This window comes from Endozoicomonas sp. G2_1 (assembly GCF_017744155.1).
Lineage (GTDB): Bacteria > Pseudomonadota > Gammaproteobacteria > Enterobacterales > Alteromonadaceae > JAGHQT01.
Map to the genome: position 1 here is coordinate 197,190 of NZ_JAGHQT010000005.1, position 21,479 is coordinate 218,668.

Sequence of the window (21,479 nt, forward strand, 5' to 3'; positions counted from 1 at the left end):
CACAAGTGTTAACAACTAATTTTAGGAAACCATCATGGCTAATTATTTTAATACCTTGAGTTTACGTGAGCAGTTAGCTCAGTTGGGCAAGTGTCGTTTTATGAAGCGCGAAGAATTTGCTGACGGTTGTAACTTTATCAAGGGTTGGAACATCGTTATCGTTGGCTGTGGTGCTCAGGGCCTCAACCAAGGTCTTAACATGCGTGACTCAGGTCTAAATATTTCATACGCATTGCGCGAAGCAGCGATTGCTGAAAAGCGTCAGTCATACCAATGGGCGACTGAAAATGGTTTCAACGTTGGCACATACGAAGAACTAATTCCTGAAGCAGATTTGGTGCTTAACTTAACGCCAGATAAACAGCATACCTCTGCCGTAAGTGCAGTAATGCCATTGATGAAGCACGGTTCAACACTAGCTTACTCTCACGGTTTCAACATTGTTGAAGAAGGTATGCAAATTCGTTCTGACATCACAGTTGTCATGGTTGCACCTAAGTGTCCAGGTACTGAGGTACGCGAAGAATACAAACGCGGCTTTGGTGTACCAACCTTAATCGCGGTTCACCCTGAAAACGACCCTCAAGGCAACGGTTTAGCGATTGCTAAAGCATACGCGTCGGCAACCGGCGGCGACCGCGCTGGTGTACTTGAGTCATCTTTCATTGCCGAAGTGAAATCTGACTTAATGGGTGAGCAAACCATTTTATGTGGTATGTTGCAAACAGGTGCTATTTTAGGCCACCAACAATTAGTGGCTAACGGCGTTGATGCTGGTTATGCCCGTAAACTAATTCAATACGGCTGGGAAACCGTCACTGAAGGTTTGAAGCACGGCGGTATCACTAACATGATGGATCGCCTGTCAAACCCTGCCAAAATCAAAGCTTTTGATATGGCTGAAGAGTTAAAAGATATCTTGCGTCCACTATTTGAAAAGCACATGGACGACATTATTCAAGGCACTTTCTCTCGTGTAATGATGGAAGATTGGGCTAACGACGACAAAAACTTGTTAACTTGGCGTGCGCAAACTGCTGAAACATCGTTTGAGCTAGCACCAGATTCAGACGCAGAAATTACTGAGCAAGAATACTACGACCGCGGTATTTTCTTAGTTGCCATGGTTAAAGCTGGTGTTGAATTGGCGTTTGAAGCCATGGTTGCATCAGGCATTATTGAAGAATCAGCTTACTACGAGTCGCTACACGAAACACCATTGATTGCTAACTGTATTGCGCGCAACAAGTTATACGAGATGAACGTAGTTATTTCAGATACCGCTGAATACGGTAACTACTTATTTAGTCACGCCGCAGTGCCATTATTATCAGACTTTGTTAGCAAGCTAAGCTTAGAAGATTTAGGTGAAGGTTTAGCGAGCTCGTCAAATGGTGTTGATAACGTTCGTTTAATCGAAGTTAACGAAGCGATTCGCAGCCACGGTGTAGAAATTGTAGGTAAAGAGTTACGCGGTTACATGACAGATATGAAGAAAATTGTTGAAGCCAATTTATAATATTTGTCAAAAACCTCTATTTGCATAATTATGCAAATAGAGGTTTGAAATTAAATGATATTTAAAACGCCGAATCAGTCGATTCGGCGTTTTTATTTTCTCCTTTTTTGACCTTAATCACGAGAGCCAAACAAAGTCTAGTGAGCACTTTTGATAGCAACATTTTTGATAAGCACTTGGTATAAACCTGTGACCTGAGTATAAATGGGAGCACAATCGCGAACAGTTGCTTACATTTTTACTGAGTACAAAAAACTATCATCCGGTCTACTATATACCCAAACTACCTCAAGATGCATGATTCAGCGCTATCACAGGGACTTAACATCAAGGCGCAGCTAGCAGGAATGGTTACTCCCTTTCAATTAGCTGCAACGCAGAGAGTAAGTTCCTGTGAAGCGCCCGAAGGGTTGGTTTAAAAGACAATTTGTGCGGCGTTATTGATTTTAACAAGGGAACAACCATTCTTTGCAATCAATGCCTTGCCCAAATCGCTTTTAACTCCAACTGAACAAGCATCTTGAGGTGGACTGGGTATAAGCTAGACAATACGGTGTTTAGGGGAGCAGGCTATGTTAACAATGGTTGTGCCTCGGCTGAGGCTAGTGGTTATTTTTCTCGTTAGCTTATTAGTTAATACGCTAGTTGTTCGGCCATTACCGGCGGTTGAGTTGATGTTCGATTATCAAAGCCACTTTAGTGATGAGCAGAAAAAGCAGCTCAAAACTTGGCTGGAACAAGGAAAGCAAGCTGTTGAAAATAGTATTGCACCAATTCCACAACAACAATTGAAAGTGACTTTGGTTCAGCAGAAGACCCGCACTGAAGTTGTGCCTTGGGGACAAATCGTGCGAGGCAATCCCGACAGCGTAAAGCTGCACGTTAGTGATCGTGCCTCTCTTTATGCTTTGACCAACGACTGGACGCTATATCACGAATTATCTCACCTGTACCTGCCGTATTTAGACTATCCATCGTTTTGGCTCAATGAAGGATTTGCCACTTATATGCAATACATTGTTATGTACCAAGCGGGTTTGTTATCGCGAAAACGTTTTATTGCTCGAGTGAAGGCAGGCTTTGAGCGAGGTCGGCGCAAAACACTCACTAAACCCGGTAAGCTTAATCGGGTTTCTGCTGACATGTGGCGATTGCGCGCTCATAAGCGGGTTTACTGGACTGGCGCGGCTTATTTTTTGGAGGCTGACTTAGCACTTCAGCAACGGGGTAGCAGGTTAGCAAATGTTATTGCGGCATACAGTGATTGCTGTCGTCGCGATAATAGCCGCGGTATTTATCTTGCCAGGCAGCTTGATCGGTTAAGCGAGAGCAAAATTTTTAGTCAATTGTTTAATCAGTATCGCGAGCGGATTGATTTTCCTACAGTGACTAACGACCAGCTTGAAAAAATTGCTGATTACTATCAAGCCCATAATGGTTAGCCCGTTGACTTGCTAAGTAATAGCCCTACCATAGATGCTATTAAAGCAAGTAACTCAGGTGTAGTTGAATGTTGCGAATTTACCATTATTGGCTTTTTGCCGCTCTTATCTCGGGTTTGTTAGTCACCAAGTCGGTGCTCGCTCAAACAGAATCTGGATATGCCCAAACCAAATACCCTATCGTGTTAGTACACGGCTTTTTTGGTTTTGATGATGTGCTCGGCATTGATTACTTCTATCACATTCCCGAACAACTCAATCAAAACGGCGGGCAAGTTTACGTTGCTGCGGTTTCGGCTGCCAATGGCTCAGAGCTTCGAGGAGAGCAGTTGCTGAAACAAGTTGAGTACGTTTTAGCGTTGTCTGGCGCCAGTAAAGTGAATTTGTTCGGTCACAGCCAGGGGGCACAAACTAGTCGATATGTCGCATCGGTTAAACCTGACATTGTCGCTTCAGTCACTAGTATTGGCGGGGTTAATTGGGGTAGTAAAGTAGCTGATTTGATTCAGCAACGAATTGATAACGATCCTAAACGTCAAGCTCGTGCTGAAAAAGTAGCCAATGCACTGGCGACAGTCGTTGAATTATTCTCTGGTCATAAAGAATTACCGCAGGATTTTTTAGCGAGCTTATCTGTGTTGACAACAGCGGGTACTCAAGCGTTTAACCAAAAGTACCCTGAAGGAGTGCCGGAGGAATATTGCGGTGAGGGGGAAATGTTGGCAGACAATGGTGTTTATTATTTTTCTTGGAGCGGTGCTGATCCATTTACTAATATTTTCGACCCTTTTGATGGTGCGTTATTAGCGACAAGTTTAGCGTTTGATGAAGCTAATGACGGTTTGGTCTCTGCGTGTAGCAGTCATTTGGGTAAAGTACTGAAAGATAATTACCAGATGAATCACCTTGACCAGCTTAATCACAGCTTTGGTATTCATCACTTTTTGGAAACTGATCCTGTTGCTATTTATCTACAACATGCAAATCGACTGAAAAACATGGGGTTATAAATGGTTTGGCGTTTGGTTGTGCCGATATTAGCGGCAATAGTTCTATGGCAAGGCTTTGCTTGGTTAAACTGCCCAACGAGGGCAAATAATGTTGAAGGGGCATCGGCATTGAAAGTCTCAGTGCCAACGCTTTCATCAGACCAACCTTGGTTGCAAGCACGACTCAAAGTTTTGTTTGACTATTATATTTTAACCTATCAAGGGGACGAAGTGGCAATGCAGGCTGCTTTTAAAAAAAATTGTGCCGAGCTAACGCAGTGCCAGAACATCAATGAATTGTTTCAACGCTACTTAACGTATAAAAAGTCTTTGGTGAGCGCAGCAAATTCAAAAGACGATAGTCAACTAGCAAACACATTAGTCCAACTCAATAAGTTGCGATCATCACATTTTAGCGAACAGGAATTACTTGTGCTGTTTCCTGAGCAGGGAGAATGGCAGCAAGCTGCACTTGAGCGGCAAAAAATAAGACAAGACCAAGCGCTAACCAGCGAACAAAAACAGCAACGATTGGTGAATCACCTTCAAGAATCAACCAATCTTGAAACCGCTAAATCGAGTTTGACACTTGCACAAGTTATTAAGCTGTCGGAGCAAGGGCAGTTAACTGATGATAACTATCAGATTTTGGCAACTCAGTTTGGCCAACAAGTAGCCCGTCGCTTAATTGCTACAACTCAGCAGCAATCGCTGTGGTTACAGAAAGTTGAACAGTATCAGCAACAAGTGGAGCAATTACAGCAGCAGTATCACTTAGATAGTGAGCAGTATTTATCTCGGGTTAATAAACTAGAGGTAGACATGTTTTCACCAAATGAACGTAAGCGATTAGCTGTGATCTCAACGTTACCTAACTAACTTTTTTGAACGTTATTTGTTCAATTTGTTGTGGTTATAAATTCAACAAATTTGACCTCTGACCAGTAATGTGTATTCTCAAGGTTGTACTAAATAAATTTGAACGTTAGTACAAACAAAAAGCTCCCCAAAGAGGGAAATAATAAAACGAGGAATATACAAATGAAAAAACTAATTACCTTGTTGTCAGCCGTGTTATTGCTGGCGACAAGCGTTGTTAACGCAAAAGGTTACACTGAAACTAAATATCCAATCGTGTTAGTGCACGGTATTTTTGGCTTTGACGATGTCCTTGGCGTTGATTATTTTTATCGAGTACCAAGTGCGCTAACTAGAAGTGGTGCTAAAGTTTATGTTGCCAAAGTCTCTGCCGCTAATAGTTCTGAACTGCGTGGTGAGCAATTGCTTGAACAGGTTGAATATGTATTAGCATTAACTGGCGCAGAAAAAGTTAATTTGTTTGGTCATAGCCAAGGTGCTCAAACTGTTCGTTATGTCGCCTCTGTACGCCCTGAGTTAGTGGCTTCGGTAAGCAGTATTGGCGGTGTAAACTGGGGAAGTAAAGTGGCTGATGTTATTCGCGGACAAATTGAACCTGGCTCTATTTCTGAAACAGTGGCTGCGGGCATCACGAATGGCTTTGCAAGTTTAGTTGAACTGTTTTCTGCTAACTCTGGATTACCTCAAGACGCTATTGCGGGCCTAGAGGTATTGACCACTGCGGGTAGTCTTGCCTTTAACGCAAAATATCCTGAAGGCATTCCAAGCCAATACTGCGGTGAAGGTGATATGCTTGCCGACAATGGCGTTTACTATTTTTCTTGGAGTGGTGCCGATCCATTCACTAACATTTTTGACCCACTTGACGGCCCACAATTAGCGTTAAGCTTGGCGTTTGATGAGCCTAACGATGGCTTAGTTGCTGCCTGTAGTAGCCATTTAGGCAAAGTATTAAAAGATAATTACCGCATGAACCACGCTGATGAAATTAACCATAGCTTTGGTATACATCACTTTTTTGAAACTGATCCGGTCACTTTATATCGCCAACAAGCAAACCGATTGAGAAATATGGGTTTGTAGTATGCGTTTGCTAGTTATTTTGCTAGCGGCGTTGGTATTGCTGTTTTGGCAATACCAACGCGGACCTGAGCAAACTGTAGAAAAAAATGAACCTGCGGCCAATCACTCACTGAGTCAATTAACAGGTGCCGATGTTAGCCATCAAGCTGACCGTTATAAAAAGGTGGATATTAGTACTAGTGTGCCGAGCTTGTCGGTCGAGCTAGATTGGTTACAAGCGCAGCTGATCGACTTGTTTGACTACTATTTAGTTGAATTTGAAGGCGATGAAGCTGCTATGTGGCAAGCTTTCGCTAAACATTGTGTTTCATTGGTGAGCTGCAGTGATATTACTAATTTGTTTGAGCGTTATGTCGAGTATAAAAAAGCACTAGCCGATATTGATACGCCAATTGAGCAGATTGTCGCACAAATTAGCCAACGATTAGACTTAATCAATCAAACCCGCTTGCGATTTTTTTCCGCGCGAGAAATTGATGTTTTGTTTGCTGAACAAACCCAATGGCAAAATGATGCGCTTGAGCGAGTTGCTATCAGAAGTAATGACAAATTAACTAATGAACAAAAACAAGCCCAGTTGCAAGCTCACTTTCAGCATTTAGATGAAAAGGCGCAAGCAGCGATTGCTCCTAGTGTATCGCTAGAGCAAGTCACTGCATTTGCCCAGAGTAAACAAGTTAACCATGATGACTATAATCAACTCGCTGCCGAATATGGCGCTCAAGCCGCCGAGCGTTTAATTGCCGTCAGTGAACAACGACGAGCATGGCGAGACAAAGTTAATCAATATCAAGAGCAATTAAAGCAGATCAAAGAACAGTATCAAGAGCAACCAGTTGCACTTGAGCAAGCTGCGGATGGGTTACGCAATGAAATGTTTACGGGAAATGAAATCAAGCGCTTGCAAGTTTACCTCAAGCAATAATGTGAATTTGCTCATGTACTTGGTATTTCAAGTGCTTAACGGTATGCTAGAGGTCTAACCAGTTCGCGTGGATAATTTTCTATGAACAAAGCCTATGTGTTACAAAAGCTCGCCCATTACTGGACGCATGAAATGCCATTTAACCGATTGCTTGGTTTCAATATCACTCGTTTTGATGCAGACCAGTCAGAGTTGATATTTAGTTGGCAAGACAAGCTTATTGGCAATCCGATGCAGCAAATTTTGCACGGTGGTGTCACCGCATCGGCGCTTGATCTTGTTGGTGGAGTGGTTGCTGCTGCCAATATTATTGATCAGCTAGAAGAACTCTCTGATCAAGCAGTAATGCAAAGTTTAACTAAGCTCGGCACTATTGATTTGAGAACTGATTACCTGCGCCCAGGCCGAGGGCAGGAGTTTATCGCCACCGCCAAAATTATTCGCAGTGGCAGTAAGGTCGCTGTTGCAAGAATGGAGTTACACAATGAACAAGGCGACCATATTGCCTTTGGTACTGGTACTTATATGGTCGGTTAGCTGTAAATGGCTAGTTTTTTGCTCGCGTTTGTAGTTGGCTAATTGTCTTGCTCTTGCTCCTGTTCTAGCGCTTGAGCTTTGAGTTGACTGTAGTCATCACTCTTTTGCTTAAGCAGCTTGTCGACATAGCGAACCATTTTTATTTTTTGTTGGATACTACTTTCTAAAAACTCTTCTACTTCTCGCAAATTGTCGGTGAGGCGCTTTAAGTTATCTGCCGAGTATTCATTGCTGCTATTGCCGCCAACAGGTGCTGATACTTCATTATTTGGTTGCTTACCATGCAAAGAACCCGTTAGCTCTATCGACATTTCTTCCGCAACTTGTTCTATGGCAGTAACATCAATTTGATTGTGCTCTTCCAAGAAGCAAAACAATAATAAGCGGTCGACAAAAATATTAATCTTGCGCGGTATTCCTAAAGTTTTCTCGTGAATTAAGGCAAAAGTATCTTCAGCAAACAAATTATCATTATCGCAACCCGCTTGATGTATGCGATGCAGGATATACTTTTTAACTTCGTCAACTGACAATGGCTTGAGATGTGCTGAAGCAATAATACGCTGACGGAATTGCTCCATATTCGGTGCTTGAATAATGTCTTTGAGCTCTTCTTGCCCCAATAAAAAGCTTTGTATTAGTGGCTTATTGTTGAGTTGAAAGTTAGACAGCATGCGCAACTCTTCAACCGTTTCAGCTGGTAGGTTTTGTGCCTCGTCAACAATCAGTAATGCTCGTTTACCTTGTTTGTTTAAGTTAATTAGAAAGCTTTCGATAGCTTGCAATAAATCAGCTTTGCTATGACCTTGTGCGGTAATTTGAAACTCGGCAATCACAAGCTCGAGCAACTCAAGCGGATTGAGTTTGGTTGTCACTAACTGCACAGCGACAATACTGGAATCGCCAATATTGTTTAGTAAGCTGCGAGCTATGGTCGTTTTGCCGGTACCAATTGGGCCAGTTATGACAATAAAGCCTTCGCATTGGTCTAAGCCATATTGTAGATAAGACAGTGCTCTTTGGTGGTGATTTGAAGCAAAGAAAAAGCGAGGGTCTGGACTCAATTGAAATGGTTTTTCTTTGAAACCGTAATAACTTTCGTACATCGAATTAAAAATCTTTAGTTAAGGTAATAACAGCTCTGGTTTCTTCATAAGTGAGCAATTGATCAGATGAGTTTCTATCAACCATTTGTAGTGAAATTACGCTATTTAGTGTCCTGGCTAACCGTCGGTTGTAACTAATGGACAGCGTGCGGTAATAGTCGTCTTGTCCCAAGCTACGTATTTGATTTTTATCAAGCTGTGTATGATTGAAGTTGTAGGTTAGTGAGGCCGTACTTTTGCCACTAATCGTTCGCGTAATCTCGAAAGTTGCATCAAACCGGTTGTCTTCGATGTTAGTGGTTAAGCTTTCTCTGCGATTGTGAGAAAAACGCAAATCAAAATTTGTTCTCGCAAGGCTTAGTTGAGATTGCCAACTTAACTCTTTATTTAATGAAAATTCATTACCTTCTATCAATTGTTGCTCAAATACCTGAACGAGCTGGGCGTCTGTTGGTGTAATCGTCGCTCCTTGAGACTGAAAGCAATCTGTTAAGCTATTTGAAGTTGTTTCAAAATCTAATGGACAGAAAAAGTTACCAACGAGTACACGCTGAAAAGTGTTGCGATCAAACGCCCTCAAGCTTTCGTTATAACTCACGCTATTAGTCAGTCTCTTGGTGCGATGAGTAAAGTCGAGTAAGTAGGTATCTCCAAAAAATCTTTTGCTATATTCGGCACGCAAAGATGTTCTAGCTGATGGTTCCCACTCAATTGTTGCTGCGACGTAGTCATCATTTTCTTCGTCATCGACAACAAAATTATAAGAGGCGCTAACTAGAAGATGAGAGGATAGCTTTGTGCTAATACCTACACCTGTCGCATCTCCAGAATTTTGCTGAGGTTGGCTGATGTTGCCACTGACGTCTTCATTGTAGAATCGAATAAAAGGGTTTATCTTGGATGGTGTACGCCAGCCTACAATCGCATCAACAATATGTTGACGACCTGTTATTTCATTGTTTTCTTGATCAGAATAGGTTGCATTGATGCGCCAGAAAATCGCTTGGCTTGAATTTGTAGACTGGCTGGTAAGTGTTGTTTCAATGCGATTATTATCACCAATATTATCTTCACTTGTTTGTCTTGATATATTAGAGGTTAGGTTTAACTGATACTTTAAGTTTTCTACGTTGTAACTCAGGCCAGACTGAAAATTTCTAATTTCAATAGTGTCGCCTGATACGATATCTGCAAGGCTATTGCGAGCACCATTGCGAGCACCGTTTCTAATGTTAGCGTTGGCGGTTAAAGCAAGACCATCAGGCCATAAAAATAATCTACCGTCAGCCTCTAGTGTTCTAAAACTGTCATCGAGGTCATGGTTGTGGGTATAGCTAGCATAGGTAGAGCTGCCATTAAAGTTCAGTTCAGCAATCCTAGAAGTAAATTGGCTGTCAAGTATTGCGGATACCTGATTGACATAACTCGATTGTTTGCCATTGGCAGTGAGCTCAACATTGTCAGAATAAGTTCCATCAACAGACACGCTTGGCGTAATCTGTAAGTCGCCCGCATTCGCTGCTGAAGCAAGTACGGCAACAGCAATTAAAGTGGGTCTGAACCCTTTACTTAGCATTATATCCATATCCGTAGCCATAATAACCGTACATGTCTTGGTGCGATCTTGTTGCTTTGTTTAGAACTAAGCCAACGGCAACATTTTCATTGATTGATTCTGTCGCTTGCTTGATATCGGCTAATTTTGTTTTTGATTCTTCGACAACAACGAGAGCTTGCCCCATTAAATTAGCTAATACTAGAGTTTCCGTTACACCTATAAGTGGTGGACAATCAAAAATAACAATGCGGTCTGGATAACGGTTGGCCAGTTCTTGAGCCAAAGAAGCCATTTTATCACTAGCGAGGAGTTCGTTTGAGAGGTGATGCGGCTCACCTGCTGGTATTAGTTTGAGTTTATTAATATTCGTACTGTACAAAATCTCACTAATATCTGTTTTTTCGCCCAATAAATACTCGATGAGACCGGGTTTGGAATCTAACCCTAGCTCTCTGTTAACACTCGGTCTCAAAACATCAGCATCAATCAACAAAACTGTCTTATCTTGCTCTAAGGCAATACTCAGCGCCAAATTAATCGAGACAAAGGTTTTGCCCTCATTTGGTTTAGAGCTGCTTACCATAACCAAATTACCGTTGGTTAGCATTTTGGAACCAGCACCAAAGGCGTTGTTTAGCAGTTTACGCTTGATTTGCCTAAATTCATCTTTAATACTTTTTCTTGAACCAGTGTCTATAAGAAAACCACGTTCAGAAAGGTCTTGGGTGTCAAGGTTAAGTTGCTCTTTTACTGATGCTGTAACAGAAGCATTGATATCGTTGTCTTTTGTTGAAATATTACTACTAGCGGCATCTTCTTTAGCCTCAATTTCATTGGAATCAAGACTATCGTTGCGTTTCTTTTGTTTTGCCAATGCTTTTTCGATAGTGCTCATAGCTTACAGTATTCCTCTTAATGGTCCTTGAACAGCCTCAGGGAAAGCAAAGAAAGCGATAAAACCTGATAAAACAATAAGTAATAGGATATTTGATAGAACAAACAACAATGTTTTTCTTCTATGCCAGCCTTTTAAGCCTAAATTTTCAGTTGCTGATACAATACCAAACACAGGAATACCAGTACTACGGGTCAGTAAACTACTTGATGTTACCACAGGGTTTATTTGGCTGAACAATAACGATAAGCCAATACCGACACCAAAACCCAAAATAGTTACGCCAACAAAAAACAGAACTCTCGGTGGTCCGCTGGGTTTACTGGCTGCTCTGGGTGGATCGATAATATTGAACTGAATTTTATCTGTGGTTTCATCTGCTTCTTGAGCCAACAACGCTGTCTCTCTTCGCACTAGCAATTCATCATACTTTGATTTAGTGATGTCATAACCACGGTTAAGAGCCACTAATTGTGCCTCTATTTCGGGTAAGGTATGAATTTTACTTTCTAAACTGCTAACTTTTTCTTGGTAATTGTTAACTCTAGCAGATAGCGAGGCAACATCGTGTTGATACTGATTGACAAGTATTTTTAATTCCTGAAAAACAGGGCTTTGGTCAACTGCACTAAAATTACTCTGCTGGTCGGAATCTGAATTTTTTACAGATTGATAGTATCTGTCGATTTCATCATCTCGCTGCTTGTTGAGTTCCTCTAATCGACGTTGCAACTCTTTAACGTCTGGGTGATTAACTGTATATCTAAGCAATAAGCTGTCTAAGCTCGTTTCAAGCTGGCTTATACGATCGTCAAAGGTTGTTGATATACTTTGACTATTTTGTACCTTGCTGGATAATATGTCTTTATTAGGAGCTCCATTTGCAAGCTGCTGCCTTGCCGATTTTAGTTTAGTTTGGGCTTCGGTTAACTCTAATTGAGCTTGTTCTAATTTGCTTTTTTCAGTGTTAAGTGAATTGTAATAGCCGCCACCGTCTTGCAACAAAATATCATTGTGCTTCTGTTTAAACGCGGTTAACTTTGCTTCATCAGTGAGCAACCTATTTTCATACTCTTTTATTTGGTTGGCCAAGAACTTTTGCGCGCTGTCAGCTTCACTTCTGGACTCTCCCAGAGTATTTTCAATAAATACTGTCAGGGCCGATTGAACAATATTTTTAGCCGTTTGAGGGTCTTTATCTGAGATTGATAACGTGTAAATATTTTCTCTACCAGATCTCGATATTTTGATATTTTTTTTGAGCCTGTCGAGTATCGCTTCGTATTCTTCTTCAGTGGTAGCCTGCACATCCAAATCTGTCATGCGTGTAATACGCTCAAGATTTGGTCGACTCAAAAGAGTCTTTATCATCAATTGGATCTGTACCTGAGGGTTTGTCTCAACAGTCAACCCTTTTAGTAACGGTCTTAACAATGATTGGGTATCGACATAAACTCTAGCTTCTGACTCGTAAACATCATCTAACTGCGAGACAAAATACCACCCCAATGGGCATATAAGCCAAGTTGCTATAATAATATAGCGACGCTTAATCCATATACCCTTGAGATAGTCTATGGCCTGTTCAATAATTTCTTGCATGCTTCCCTCTAAATACTACTCTCAAAGAATCATTCAACATTAGAACCAGGCTTCAGGAATTACAATGATATCTCCAGGCAAGACATCTACATTTGCGCCAATATTGCCGTCTTTAAGTAATTCTTCGATGTAGATGTCATACTGTTTTTGGACACCATTTTCGACTCTAACCAAGGTAGCACTGTCACCGTCAGCAAACTCTGTTAAACCGCCAACAACGATCATGACATCAAGTAGCGTCATGTATTGTGTGTAACTGATCGATTGTGGCTGGGCCGCTTCGCCGATGACGCGAATTTGTTCACTAAACGGACCGACAAAGTTGTTAACTGTGACGGTAACAACTGGATCTCTCAGATAGGTAGCAAGAATAGACTCGATTGAACGTGCTAGCTCTGTCGGTGTTTTGCCGGTAACGTCAATATCTTCAACCAGTGACGTAGTGATTTTTCCGTCAGGTCTGACAACAAAGGTGCCCGATACTTCAGGGTTGCGCCACACAAAAATATTGACAACGTCACCTGGACCAATCAAATACTTATACGACTCAGCGTCTGTTGTATCTGATTGATGTATTGTCGCCGGTGGTAAATTTACCGAACTACAACCAGTAATGAGATAGGCAAACAGTAAAAAAACAACTGTTTTAACTTTATTATAAATGCAGTTTTCCATGGCCTGAACCCTATATTGTCTATTGACCGTTATTATCTAATATAAACTACCAGATAATCCGAGATTATTACAATAACACTTACGATATAAAATGGAGAAATATTTACGCCGTATTTTTGTTCATTATTCAGCTATTCGTTTAGCCCAATTAATGTTAGTCTTTGCTCTGCTATTCAAATATAAGATGATTATCAATTAATTGAAGGGAATATTGGTTTTTCATGTCAAGCTCGAAGTTTCAGGATTTGCCTTTGGGAAGCAAATCGCTGGTTATAATTGAATTTGTTGTTTTTGTCGGTTCGCTTTTATTGGCGTCGCTGATCAATCATTATTTAGTTTTTGCAGAACCAGCAAAACCAATAACTAATATCACGGTTATTCAAGCTATTATTTATGCTGTCGTGGTGCAATTGTCCTGCCTTGCCTTAGGGCTCTATAACTCGAAACTTAGAGAGAGTATTCGAGGGGTGTTAAGGCGAATATTGGTATCAATTGTAATCGGCTTTTTCATCATTAGTATTCTGAACCCTCTATACAAAAACGATGCGATAGCGGTTGAGCTTCTGGGCTTAACCTCATTTATTTGTTTTGTTTTTACAGCATCTTTACGCTATTTGGCATTGCACGTTGATTTATTTGGCTTTAACAAACGAAATGTTCTTGTGCTAGGAGCCGGTAAACGCGCATCTATTATCGAAAGAAGAATGCGTCGCGACGTCGATAGACAAGGCTTTCATCTCCACGGTTTTATTAAAATGCCAGGTGATGATGTCGATGGCATTGTTAATGAAAACATTATTGAGTTAGATAGTTCTCTTGTTAATTATGCGTTAGAGCACGAGATTGATGAAGTTGTTGTCGCCAATGATGAACGCAGAAACAACCTTCCTGTAGATGAGTTATTTGCCTGTAAAATTCGCGGTGTCGAAATTTCGGAAATTCTTGATTTTATTGAGCGAGAGACCGGACAGATAGCCGTTAATCTCATTTACCCAAGTTGGGTTATTTACTCTAACGGTTTTGCGTCGACTAACTATTTACGTAACACGCTAGATTGGTTATTTAATGCGACAATTGCCTTTGTTATGTTACTCCTCACATGGCCTGTAATGCTGATAACCGCCATTATTATTAAGCTAGATGAGGGATTTTCTGCACCTATTTTCTACTTACAAGAGCGTGTAGGTTTAAACGGTCAAGCATTTCATATTATTAAGTTTCGCAGCATGAGAGTTGACGCTGAAAAGCATGGTGCTCAATGGGCGAGTAAGGACGATGATCGAACCACGCGTATAGGGCATTTTTTACGTAAATATCGAGTTGATGAATTACCTCAAATATACAATGTATTGCGCGGCGATATGGGCTTTGTCGGCCCTCGCCCGGAGCGACCGCAGTTTGTTCAAGAACTGATTAAAACCATTCCATATTACAATGAACGTCACAATGTAAAACCTGGCTTAACCGGTTGGGCACAGCTCAAGTATCCTTATGGTGCTACTCATGAAGATGCGGTTGAGAAATTGAAATTTGATTTGTATTACATTAAACATCGCAGTTTCCTCCTAGATATGCTGATTTTAATTCGTACAGTAGAAATTGTTTTATTTGGTAAAGGGCGTTAGGTTTATGAAGTCTTCTATCACTAATGCAATGACTGTTGATGTTGAAGACTATTTTCAAGTATCAGCATTTGAAGGTGTTATCGAGCGCGATGATTGGCAAAAGCTCCCCCTTCGAGTCGAGCGAAATACTCATCGCTTGCTTGAAGTTTTTGAGCAATACCAGATTAAATCCACATTTTTTACTTTGGGCTGGGTAGCAGAGCGCTGTCCGACGCTGATTAAAGCAATTGTTGATGCAGGCCACGAGCTCGCAAGCCATGGTTATGGACACCAGCGCGCAACTCAAATGGATAAAGCACAATTTCAACACGACGTAGAGCGCAGTAAAAAGTTATTAGAAGATTGTGCAGGTGTTGAGATCATTGGCTATCGAGCGCCGAGTTTTTCAGTGAATGACAGTAATACTTGGGTGTACGATATTCTCGTCGAGCTAGGCTTTAAGTACAGCTCAAGTACTTACCCTATTGCCCACGATTTGTACGGCGTTCCAGATTGGCCAAGATTCAAATACACAAGGCCTGAGGGGATTGTCGAGATTCCTATCCCAACGATTACCAAAGGTGATAAAAATATTGGCATTGGCGGTGGTGGTTATTTTAGGCTCTACCCTTATTGGATGTCGCAAAAACGTATTAATCGTTATTTATCCGAAGAAAAACAACCCTATAGTTTTTACTTCCATCCATGGGAAATTGATGCTGAGCAACCGAGAGTAGAGGGCGCTTCAATAAAGTCTAAAATAAGACATTACATCAATTTATCTAGAATGGAGCCTAAGATCATCAGGCTACTTGAAGACTATCGTTGGTCTACAATGGCCGATGTTTATGAGATCAAGCCAAGGTAAGGATAACCTTTAGCAATTATGAAAGTGACAAGCTCTCCAAACACATTGATAGCTGTTTTTGCCATCGCTTTGGTTGTCTGGCTGGTGAGCTTTTATCAAGGAATCACAACGGCTTACGATGTCTGGATTATCTCAGAAATTTTTAATCATTGTTTATTCGTACTGCCGTGCTCACTCTACTTTATTTATCGAAAACGCGTTGAGTTAATCAGAACTGGATTTCAGCCAACGCTGTTGCCTTTGGTTATTGTTGCAGGATGTTTATTCGTTCAACTCTTTGGTGAGGTAGGTGGCATAAATATTTTTATGCACATAGCGACATTTGTTGCATTACCTTGCCTTATTTGGTCGTTAATAGGTCATCAAGCGGCTAAAGTTATTGCGTTTCCATTGTCATTTATTTTGTTTTGTATTCCTGTTGGCGACCAGTTAGTTCCCTACTTGCAGGAGCTGACTACGGATATTGCGGTACCGATGTTAAAACTCACAGGGGTGCCAATATTTCGCAACGGTCTGTATTTAGAGATTCCAGAGGGGCGTTTTTTAGTTGCAGAAGCTTGTTCTGGCATTAGCTTCTTAATTAGCTCTATCGTTTTTGGCTTTTTTTATTCTTATATTTCTTTTAGCAGTCTCAAACGGCGTATCGCCTTTATTGCTGCATCGTGTATTGTGCCAATATTAGCTAATGCGATTAGAGTCTATGGCATTGTTTTAATTGGTCATATCAGTGATATGGAGCACGCAGTTGGCACTGATCATTTAGTTTACGGCGGTGTGTTTTTTGGCATTGTCTTGTTCTTATTAATCATTATTGGTGAGCAGTTTAGAGATATTATTAAAGCAGGTGATGGCAATACTAGCTCTTGCGAACAAGACAATCAGCAAGTGCAAGGTGACTACAATATTCTTCCTTTTTCTGTTTTGATCGTATTAGCCACATTACAGCAAATTTGGTACTGGCAGGTGTCAAACGTTGATATTACTAAGTTTAATAACCCAATCATTGCTGAAGTATCTAATGTGAATTTTGTTGAACAACGAATTATCAGTTGGCAACCTGAATTTGATGCGCCGGACGCTATGATAAGTGGTGTTTTTAAGCACTTAGCGCTCAATATTGATGCCTATATTTACTATTATAATGGCGATAAAGGTGAACTTATTTCATCTGCTCACAGGCTCTATAATGATCAAAATTGGTCGTTAGTTGCCAACCAAACACTTTATATCAATGGTGATCCTGTAACCTTATCGGAGGTTGCCTCTCTTTCATACGGACGCCGGATAATTATGCATTGGTTTGAAGTTGAAGGAAGGCATTTTAATAGCCAGACCAAAGCTAAATTATATCAGGCCTACTTGTTACTGAGTGGTCAGCAAGCAAGAGGCGCTAAAATCTTACTTTCTGTACCAAAACAACGTGATCATCAAAATGCTTTTAGTGATTATGTTGCTCAATCTTATCAAGCGATTCGGTATCAACTTTATCAATCAGTAAGAGTAAATAATCAGTAGTCAATGAAACCAGCGAGTTTGGTTTTGATGATTGCTTTTGTCTTTGTATAGTCAATAGTATTACTTAACACGATTGCTGAACCACCATTCCTTGACTGTATAAGCTTATTGGTAGTGTTATTTGCAATTAACACTTCACTGGTTTTTTTAAATCGATATTCAATCGCGTTTGGGTATCTGTGCTCCAAAAATATTAGATTTTTGACAATATTAGTTTCAGGGCTGTCTTCTAAAATTATTCCTGTGTCTGCAAATGGATGGCTATTGTTGGCGTGATAAATAACGTTATCACTAATGATTCCACCAAACTGGCCGAATTTTATGTTCTTGTGACGATTGTTGCGCATGCCAAAACCGATACCGCGGTCTGAATTGACGATAAGATTATTACTCACAGTATTTTGTTCACTGTTGTTCCATATATGTATTGCATGTTCAGCAATATGATCTTTGGGACTGGCAATACTGTCAAAAACATTATTAGTAATTTGCCAATTGGTTATGCCGTGAGCATCTATACCGCCAATGTAATAGTTTGGTCCAATACCTTTGGTGTAGCGAAATAAGCAGTGCGCGACAATTCCTGATTTAGAGCGACTTTGCGGTAGCTTGTCATTGTAACTAACTTTGAGTAGTTGCTCATAACTGTTTTGCAAAACGCTATGAGTAATTGTTGGATTATCAGCATTGCTCTCTCCAACAATTTGAATGAGGTGATTGCCAGCATGCTCCAAAGTCACTCCAGCTAGAAATAAACTTTTACCAGAAATCCAGAGTAAGTTATCAACATCGCGAGTTGCCCTCATACCGTTGCCGGAAATCCTGATTGCAAAAGGGTTTTTGGGGTCGCCAATGATTGAAATATTGTTACCTGATATTTGTAATGTACTTTTTATTTGGTAGTGGCCCGGTTTAAGCTTTATTAGAGTATTGTTTTTTTGATTAGCCAACTTTATCGCGTTGATGAGTTCAGAGCTTGAGCTTACAGTACTGGTGTACTTGAAAGGTGGCAGTGCTATTGGCGTTAGGTTGTTGAGAAAATATCCTTCAGTATCTATTGATATCGCCTGTGTGTTTGCTACGACGAAGAAAAAAAGTACTAGGGCTAAGTTTATGAAGCGCCTAAGGTTCATTACGCATTCTTATTATTTTGGCGGGGTTACCTGCAACAACAGCATAGGCAGGGACATTGTTAATAACAACTGAGCCGGCAGCGACAACTGCGTGTTTTCCTACGTTCGCCATAATGATTGCACCATTGCCAAGCCAACAGTCCTGTCCAATTGATATTTTGCTAAATGTTCCTCCTTGGTCTTTAATTGGCGTGTTTAAATCATCAATATTGTGTTGGCCTTTGCCACTGAGAATATGAACACCACTGCCCAGCAAGGTATTTTCACCAATATCACATTTGCCAATGTTACACTGCGGCCCAATGTAAACACCTTGACCGATAGATGTATCTTTTTGCGAGAAAAGTGTTGCAAAGCTAATCACTGCGTTAGGGTGACAGTCAGTCATTACAAAACGGTAAAACCCTGTTCTGATAAAGCTTCCTATTTTACCGGGAAATAAGCTCATAAATTGTGCATAGGCGGTAAACAAAGCATCTTTATTCAAAGCTGATGCAAGCAGCAAATAACTGATAGTGATTGGCAGCGTAAGAACTGCAAAAATTCCAAATATAAGCTGTTTAATTAGTTCTTTCATCGTTTTTACTTAAATATTTTCTAGCTCTTGGCTCAAGGGAGTTAATTTACTTGACCAAGAGTATTTTTGATTGATCAAGTTTATGGCAGATGATCTAATTTGATTTTTTAGCTGGCTATCGTTGTCTAATCGCTGGATTTGCTTCACAAATTCGTCTGCATTGTTAGCTAGTAGAATATGCTCGTCGTTAATACAGTCTATACCTTCAGCACCCATTGGCGTTGATATTACCGGTAGCCCACAGGCGAATGCTTGTAGTATTTTGTTCTGCACACCACGTGCGAGTCTAAAAGGGGCAACGAAGTAATCAGCACCATGATAATAAGGAAGAATGTCGTCAACAAACCCAGTGACAGTAATACCTTGGTATTTTTTTAATTCACTTACTGCGGAATTGGGGTTCATGCCCGCAATAACAAATTTAGCTTCGGGATAATGTTGAATTATTTGTTGCCAGCACTGTTCAACAAACCATACAACTGCATCTACATTCGGCTTATAGTCCATTACACCAGTAAAAATAAACACGGGACTTGAGTTGTTGGGTAAGGTATCAGGCGGATAAAAGTTATCTGTATCCATACCATTACCCAGAGCCTTTACGTTATCTGCTTGAGATATTTTTTGTTTGAATAATTCAACTTCTTTATCAGAAATTAAGTAACAAGTGTCGAATGTCTCGGCAATTTTTTGTTCATAGCCTGCGATTAATTTGTGCTCTCTTTGATAGATGTAGCGCATTAGTAATGATGATGTATCGGCGTATTGGCGCCACTTATCAGAATCGAGATCCATAAAGTCCATGATCAATTTGGGTTTATGAGTTAATTCAGCGAGCCTTCGTGAATTAAAAATGTATTTTGCCATTGCTGAGCTAGTACAGATGATTGCATCTATGTGTTTTGTGTGTAATATCGAATCAAATTGTTGCTGTAATTGCTTGCAGTAAAAGTTTTCTACACTCAATGCTGAGCCAATGATAAAGCCTTTCATCAATTTTATTTTTTTCGATGCGCCATCAAAGAGCTTTGTATCAACGTTGCTGAACTGTTTAGATAACTCTGTCGCATTGTTTTTGTCGTTCGAACTTTCAGCAGGAGACATAACGATGATTTCGTTACTGCGCTCTGAAAGGTATTTGATTTGATTATATGTTCGAATTTTTTCCCCTTTATTCGCAGGGTAGGGAATACGTTGAGCGATAACTAAAATGTTCACAACAGTAGTCTTTTTTGTTTATCTAATTAACAAGTAGCTTATCCTATTATTGATCGAACTTTTAATTAATTTTGAGTTGAATTTATTTTTCAGCAACGTTACCTATTTGAAGAGCACAATATAACGCTTGCTTTTAAAAGCATTTTACCATCAAATAATTACATATTTTTGTTAACTTTACCCTCGTTAATATATGAAAAGAAAAACGCTAGTGCTCACTGAAAATTTTCCGCCAATGTCTGGAGGCAGTGGGCGTTGGTTTTGGGAGCTATATTCTCGGCTGCCCAAAAATGATTATTTAATTGTTGCTGACGAGGGCACTGAAGCTAACGATTTTGATAAAACACATGATTTAAACGTAATCCGAATGCCGTTGAAAAGTAACGAATGGGGGTTGCGTAGTTTAACCGGGCTTAAATTCTACTTTAATTCATATCGGCGATTAAGACGAGTCATCAAAGAGCATGGCATCACTCATATTCATACTGGTCGAGTGATTCATGAGGGAGTTATCGCTTGGCTCTTAAGTTTGTCTTTAGGGGTAAAGTTCTTAACTTATGTGCATGGTGAAGATGTTGAAACTGCGGCTATGAGTAGAGAGTATAACTTCTTAGTTAAACTCGTTTGTAGTAAAGCGGAAATGATTATTTGTAATAGTGAAAATAGCCGTACGATAGTGGAACGACTTGGTTATGCTAGTGGAGATAAAATCGTTGTTTTAAACCCTGGTGTTGATTCAACAAAATTTATACCTAGTAAGGTTGATGAAAGGTTTCGCCAGCAACTTGGTTGGCATAATAAAAAAGTGATTATTACTGTTGGTCGACTACAGCAGCGCAAAGGCCAAGATAAAATGATCGCGGCAATGCCCGATATTTTGACACATCACCCTGATGCCCTTTATGCCGTGATAGGTCGAGGTGAGTGTGCCGGGTTACTTAAAGGTTTGATTGAAAAGCATGGCTTACAAAACAGTGTTCAGCTATTAGATGAAGTGTCTGATGAGCAAATGATAAAGTGTTATCAGCAGTGTGACTTATTTATTTTACCCAACCGAACTATTGAAAGCGATATAGAGGGGTTTGGTATGGTACTTGTTGAAGCTCAGTCATGCGCAAAGCCCGTAGTAGCAGGAGACTCTGGTGGTACGAGAGAGACAATGTTAGTCGGTCAATCTGGTTTTATTATCGATTGCACGTCTTCTGAAAATATTGCTAAGGAATTGAGTAAAATACTCGATGATGAGGATTTTATGGATTCAATGGGTAAAGTAGGAAGACAGCATGTAGAAAACACTCTCGACTGGTTAGCGCATACGGAAAAAGCTAAGCAATTGTTTTTAAAAATATAATTG

Annotated in this window: 19 protein-coding genes; 11 read left to right on the forward strand and 8 right to left on the reverse strand. The window is 40.4% G+C overall.

Annotated elements, in window-relative coordinates; all coding sequences use genetic code 11:
• Positions 1 to 34: 34 nt before the first annotated feature.
• From ilvC to J7384_RS08835, 7 genes are all read left to right on the forward strand, one after another.
• A complete protein-coding gene (gene ilvC / locus J7384_RS08805) occupies positions 35 to 1,519 on the forward strand; it encodes a ketol-acid reductoisomerase (protein WP_209113133.1) in 1,485 nt (494 codons plus the stop codon).
• A gap of 572 nt (positions 1,520 to 2,091) precedes the next feature.
• A complete protein-coding gene (locus J7384_RS08810; protein ID WP_209113135.1) occupies positions 2,092 to 2,961 on the forward strand; it encodes a hypothetical protein in 870 nt (289 codons plus the stop codon).
• 68 nt (positions 2,962 to 3,029) lie between these two features.
• Positions 3,030 to 3,971, forward strand: a complete 942-nt coding sequence (locus J7384_RS08815) for a triacylglycerol lipase (protein WP_209113137.1) — start codon at positions 3,030 to 3,032, stop codon at positions 3,969 to 3,971.
• On the forward strand, positions 3,972 to 4,829 hold the full coding sequence (locus J7384_RS08820) for a lipase secretion chaperone (protein ID WP_209113139.1): 858 nt from the start codon (positions 3,972 to 3,974) through the stop codon (positions 4,827 to 4,829).
• 162 nt (positions 4,830 to 4,991) lie between these two features.
• A complete protein-coding gene (locus J7384_RS08825) occupies positions 4,992 to 5,912 on the forward strand; it encodes a triacylglycerol lipase (RefSeq protein WP_209113141.1) in 921 nt (306 codons plus the stop codon).
• Position 5,913: 1 nt separating this feature from the next.
• Entirely contained in the window at positions 5,914 to 6,837 is a 924-nt protein-coding gene (locus J7384_RS08830; RefSeq protein ID WP_209113142.1) for a lipase chaperone, read from the forward strand.
• Positions 6,838 to 6,918: 81 nt separating this feature from the next.
• Positions 6,919 to 7,374: a thioesterase family protein gene (locus J7384_RS08835; RefSeq protein WP_209113144.1), complete on the forward strand. Its 456-nt coding sequence runs from the start codon at positions 6,919 to 6,921 to the stop codon at positions 7,372 to 7,374.
• 38 nt (positions 7,375 to 7,412) lie between these two features.
• Here the strand turns inward: J7384_RS08835 and J7384_RS08840 are convergent, their stop codons facing one another.
• The 5 genes from J7384_RS08840 to J7384_RS08860 are packed head-to-tail and all read right to left on the reverse strand — an operon-like array spanning position 7,413 to position 13,210.
• On the reverse strand, positions 7,413 to 8,480 hold the full coding sequence (locus J7384_RS08840) for an XrtA/PEP-CTERM system-associated ATPase (RefSeq protein ID WP_209113146.1): 1,068 nt from the start codon (positions 8,478 to 8,480) through the stop codon (positions 7,413 to 7,415).
• A gap of 4 nt (positions 8,481 to 8,484) precedes the next feature.
• A complete protein-coding gene (locus J7384_RS08845) occupies positions 8,485 to 10,065 on the reverse strand; it encodes a TIGR03016 family PEP-CTERM system-associated outer membrane protein (RefSeq protein ID WP_209113148.1) in 1,581 nt (526 codons plus the stop codon).
• On the reverse strand, positions 10,046 to 10,933 hold the full coding sequence (locus J7384_RS08850) for an XrtA-associated tyrosine autokinase (RefSeq protein ID WP_209113150.1): 888 nt from the start codon (positions 10,931 to 10,933) through the stop codon (positions 10,046 to 10,048). The genes J7384_RS08845 and J7384_RS08850 overlap by 20 nt, the downstream gene beginning before the upstream one ends.
• Positions 10,934 to 10,936: 3 nt before the next feature.
• Positions 10,937 to 12,535, reverse strand: coding sequence for an XrtA system polysaccharide chain length determinant (locus tag J7384_RS08855; RefSeq protein WP_209113152.1), 1,599 nt, complete (start codon positions 12,533 to 12,535; stop codon positions 10,937 to 10,939).
• A gap of 39 nt (positions 12,536 to 12,574) precedes the next feature.
• Complete coding sequence (locus tag J7384_RS08860) at positions 12,575 to 13,210, reverse strand: XrtA/PEP-CTERM system exopolysaccharide export protein (protein WP_209113154.1); 636 nt, start codon at positions 13,208 to 13,210, stop codon at positions 12,575 to 12,577.
• 221 nt (positions 13,211 to 13,431) lie between these two features.
• On the opposite strand from J7384_RS08860, the gene J7384_RS08865 reads away from it, so the two are divergent.
• From J7384_RS08865 to xrtA, 3 genes are read left to right on the forward strand one after another with little or no spacing between them, the layout of a single operon-like run.
• Positions 13,432 to 14,835: a TIGR03013 family XrtA/PEP-CTERM system glycosyltransferase gene (locus J7384_RS08865; RefSeq protein ID WP_209113156.1), complete on the forward strand. Its 1,404-nt coding sequence runs from the start codon at positions 13,432 to 13,434 to the stop codon at positions 14,833 to 14,835.
• A 4-nt stretch (positions 14,836 to 14,839) separates the two neighbouring features.
• Positions 14,840 to 15,682: an XrtA system polysaccharide deacetylase gene (locus tag J7384_RS08870; RefSeq protein WP_209113158.1), complete on the forward strand. Its 843-nt coding sequence runs from the start codon at positions 14,840 to 14,842 to the stop codon at positions 15,680 to 15,682.
• A gap of 18 nt (positions 15,683 to 15,700) precedes the next feature.
• On the forward strand, positions 15,701 to 17,197 hold the full coding sequence (xrtA, locus tag J7384_RS08875) for an exosortase A (RefSeq protein ID WP_209113160.1): 1,497 nt from the start codon (positions 15,701 to 15,703) through the stop codon (positions 17,195 to 17,197).
• Here xrtA and J7384_RS08880 read toward each other — a convergent pair.
• The 3 genes from J7384_RS08880 to J7384_RS08890 are packed head-to-tail and all read right to left on the reverse strand — an operon-like array spanning position 17,191 to position 20,125.
• A complete protein-coding gene (locus J7384_RS08880) occupies positions 17,191 to 18,330 on the reverse strand; it encodes a right-handed parallel beta-helix repeat-containing protein (RefSeq protein WP_209113162.1) in 1,140 nt (379 codons plus the stop codon). The two genes, xrtA and J7384_RS08880, sit on opposite strands and share 7 nt — an antisense overlap.
• A complete protein-coding gene (locus J7384_RS08885) occupies positions 18,320 to 18,907 on the reverse strand; it encodes an acyltransferase (RefSeq protein WP_209113164.1) in 588 nt (195 codons plus the stop codon). Before J7384_RS08885 ends, J7384_RS08880 begins: the two co-directional genes overlap by 11 nt.
• A gap of 9 nt (positions 18,908 to 18,916) precedes the next feature.
• Positions 18,917 to 20,125 (reverse strand): TIGR03087 family PEP-CTERM/XrtA system glycosyltransferase, encoded by a 1,209-nt coding sequence (locus J7384_RS08890; RefSeq protein WP_209113166.1) that lies wholly within the window; start codon positions 20,123 to 20,125, stop codon positions 18,917 to 18,919.
• A gap of 211 nt (positions 20,126 to 20,336) precedes the next feature.
• On the opposite strand from J7384_RS08890, the gene J7384_RS08895 reads away from it, so the two are divergent.
• Positions 20,337 to 21,476: a glycosyltransferase family 4 protein gene (locus J7384_RS08895; protein ID WP_348523859.1), complete on the forward strand. Its 1,140-nt coding sequence runs from the start codon at positions 20,337 to 20,339 to the stop codon at positions 21,474 to 21,476.
• Positions 21,477 to 21,479 lie beyond the last annotated feature (3 nt).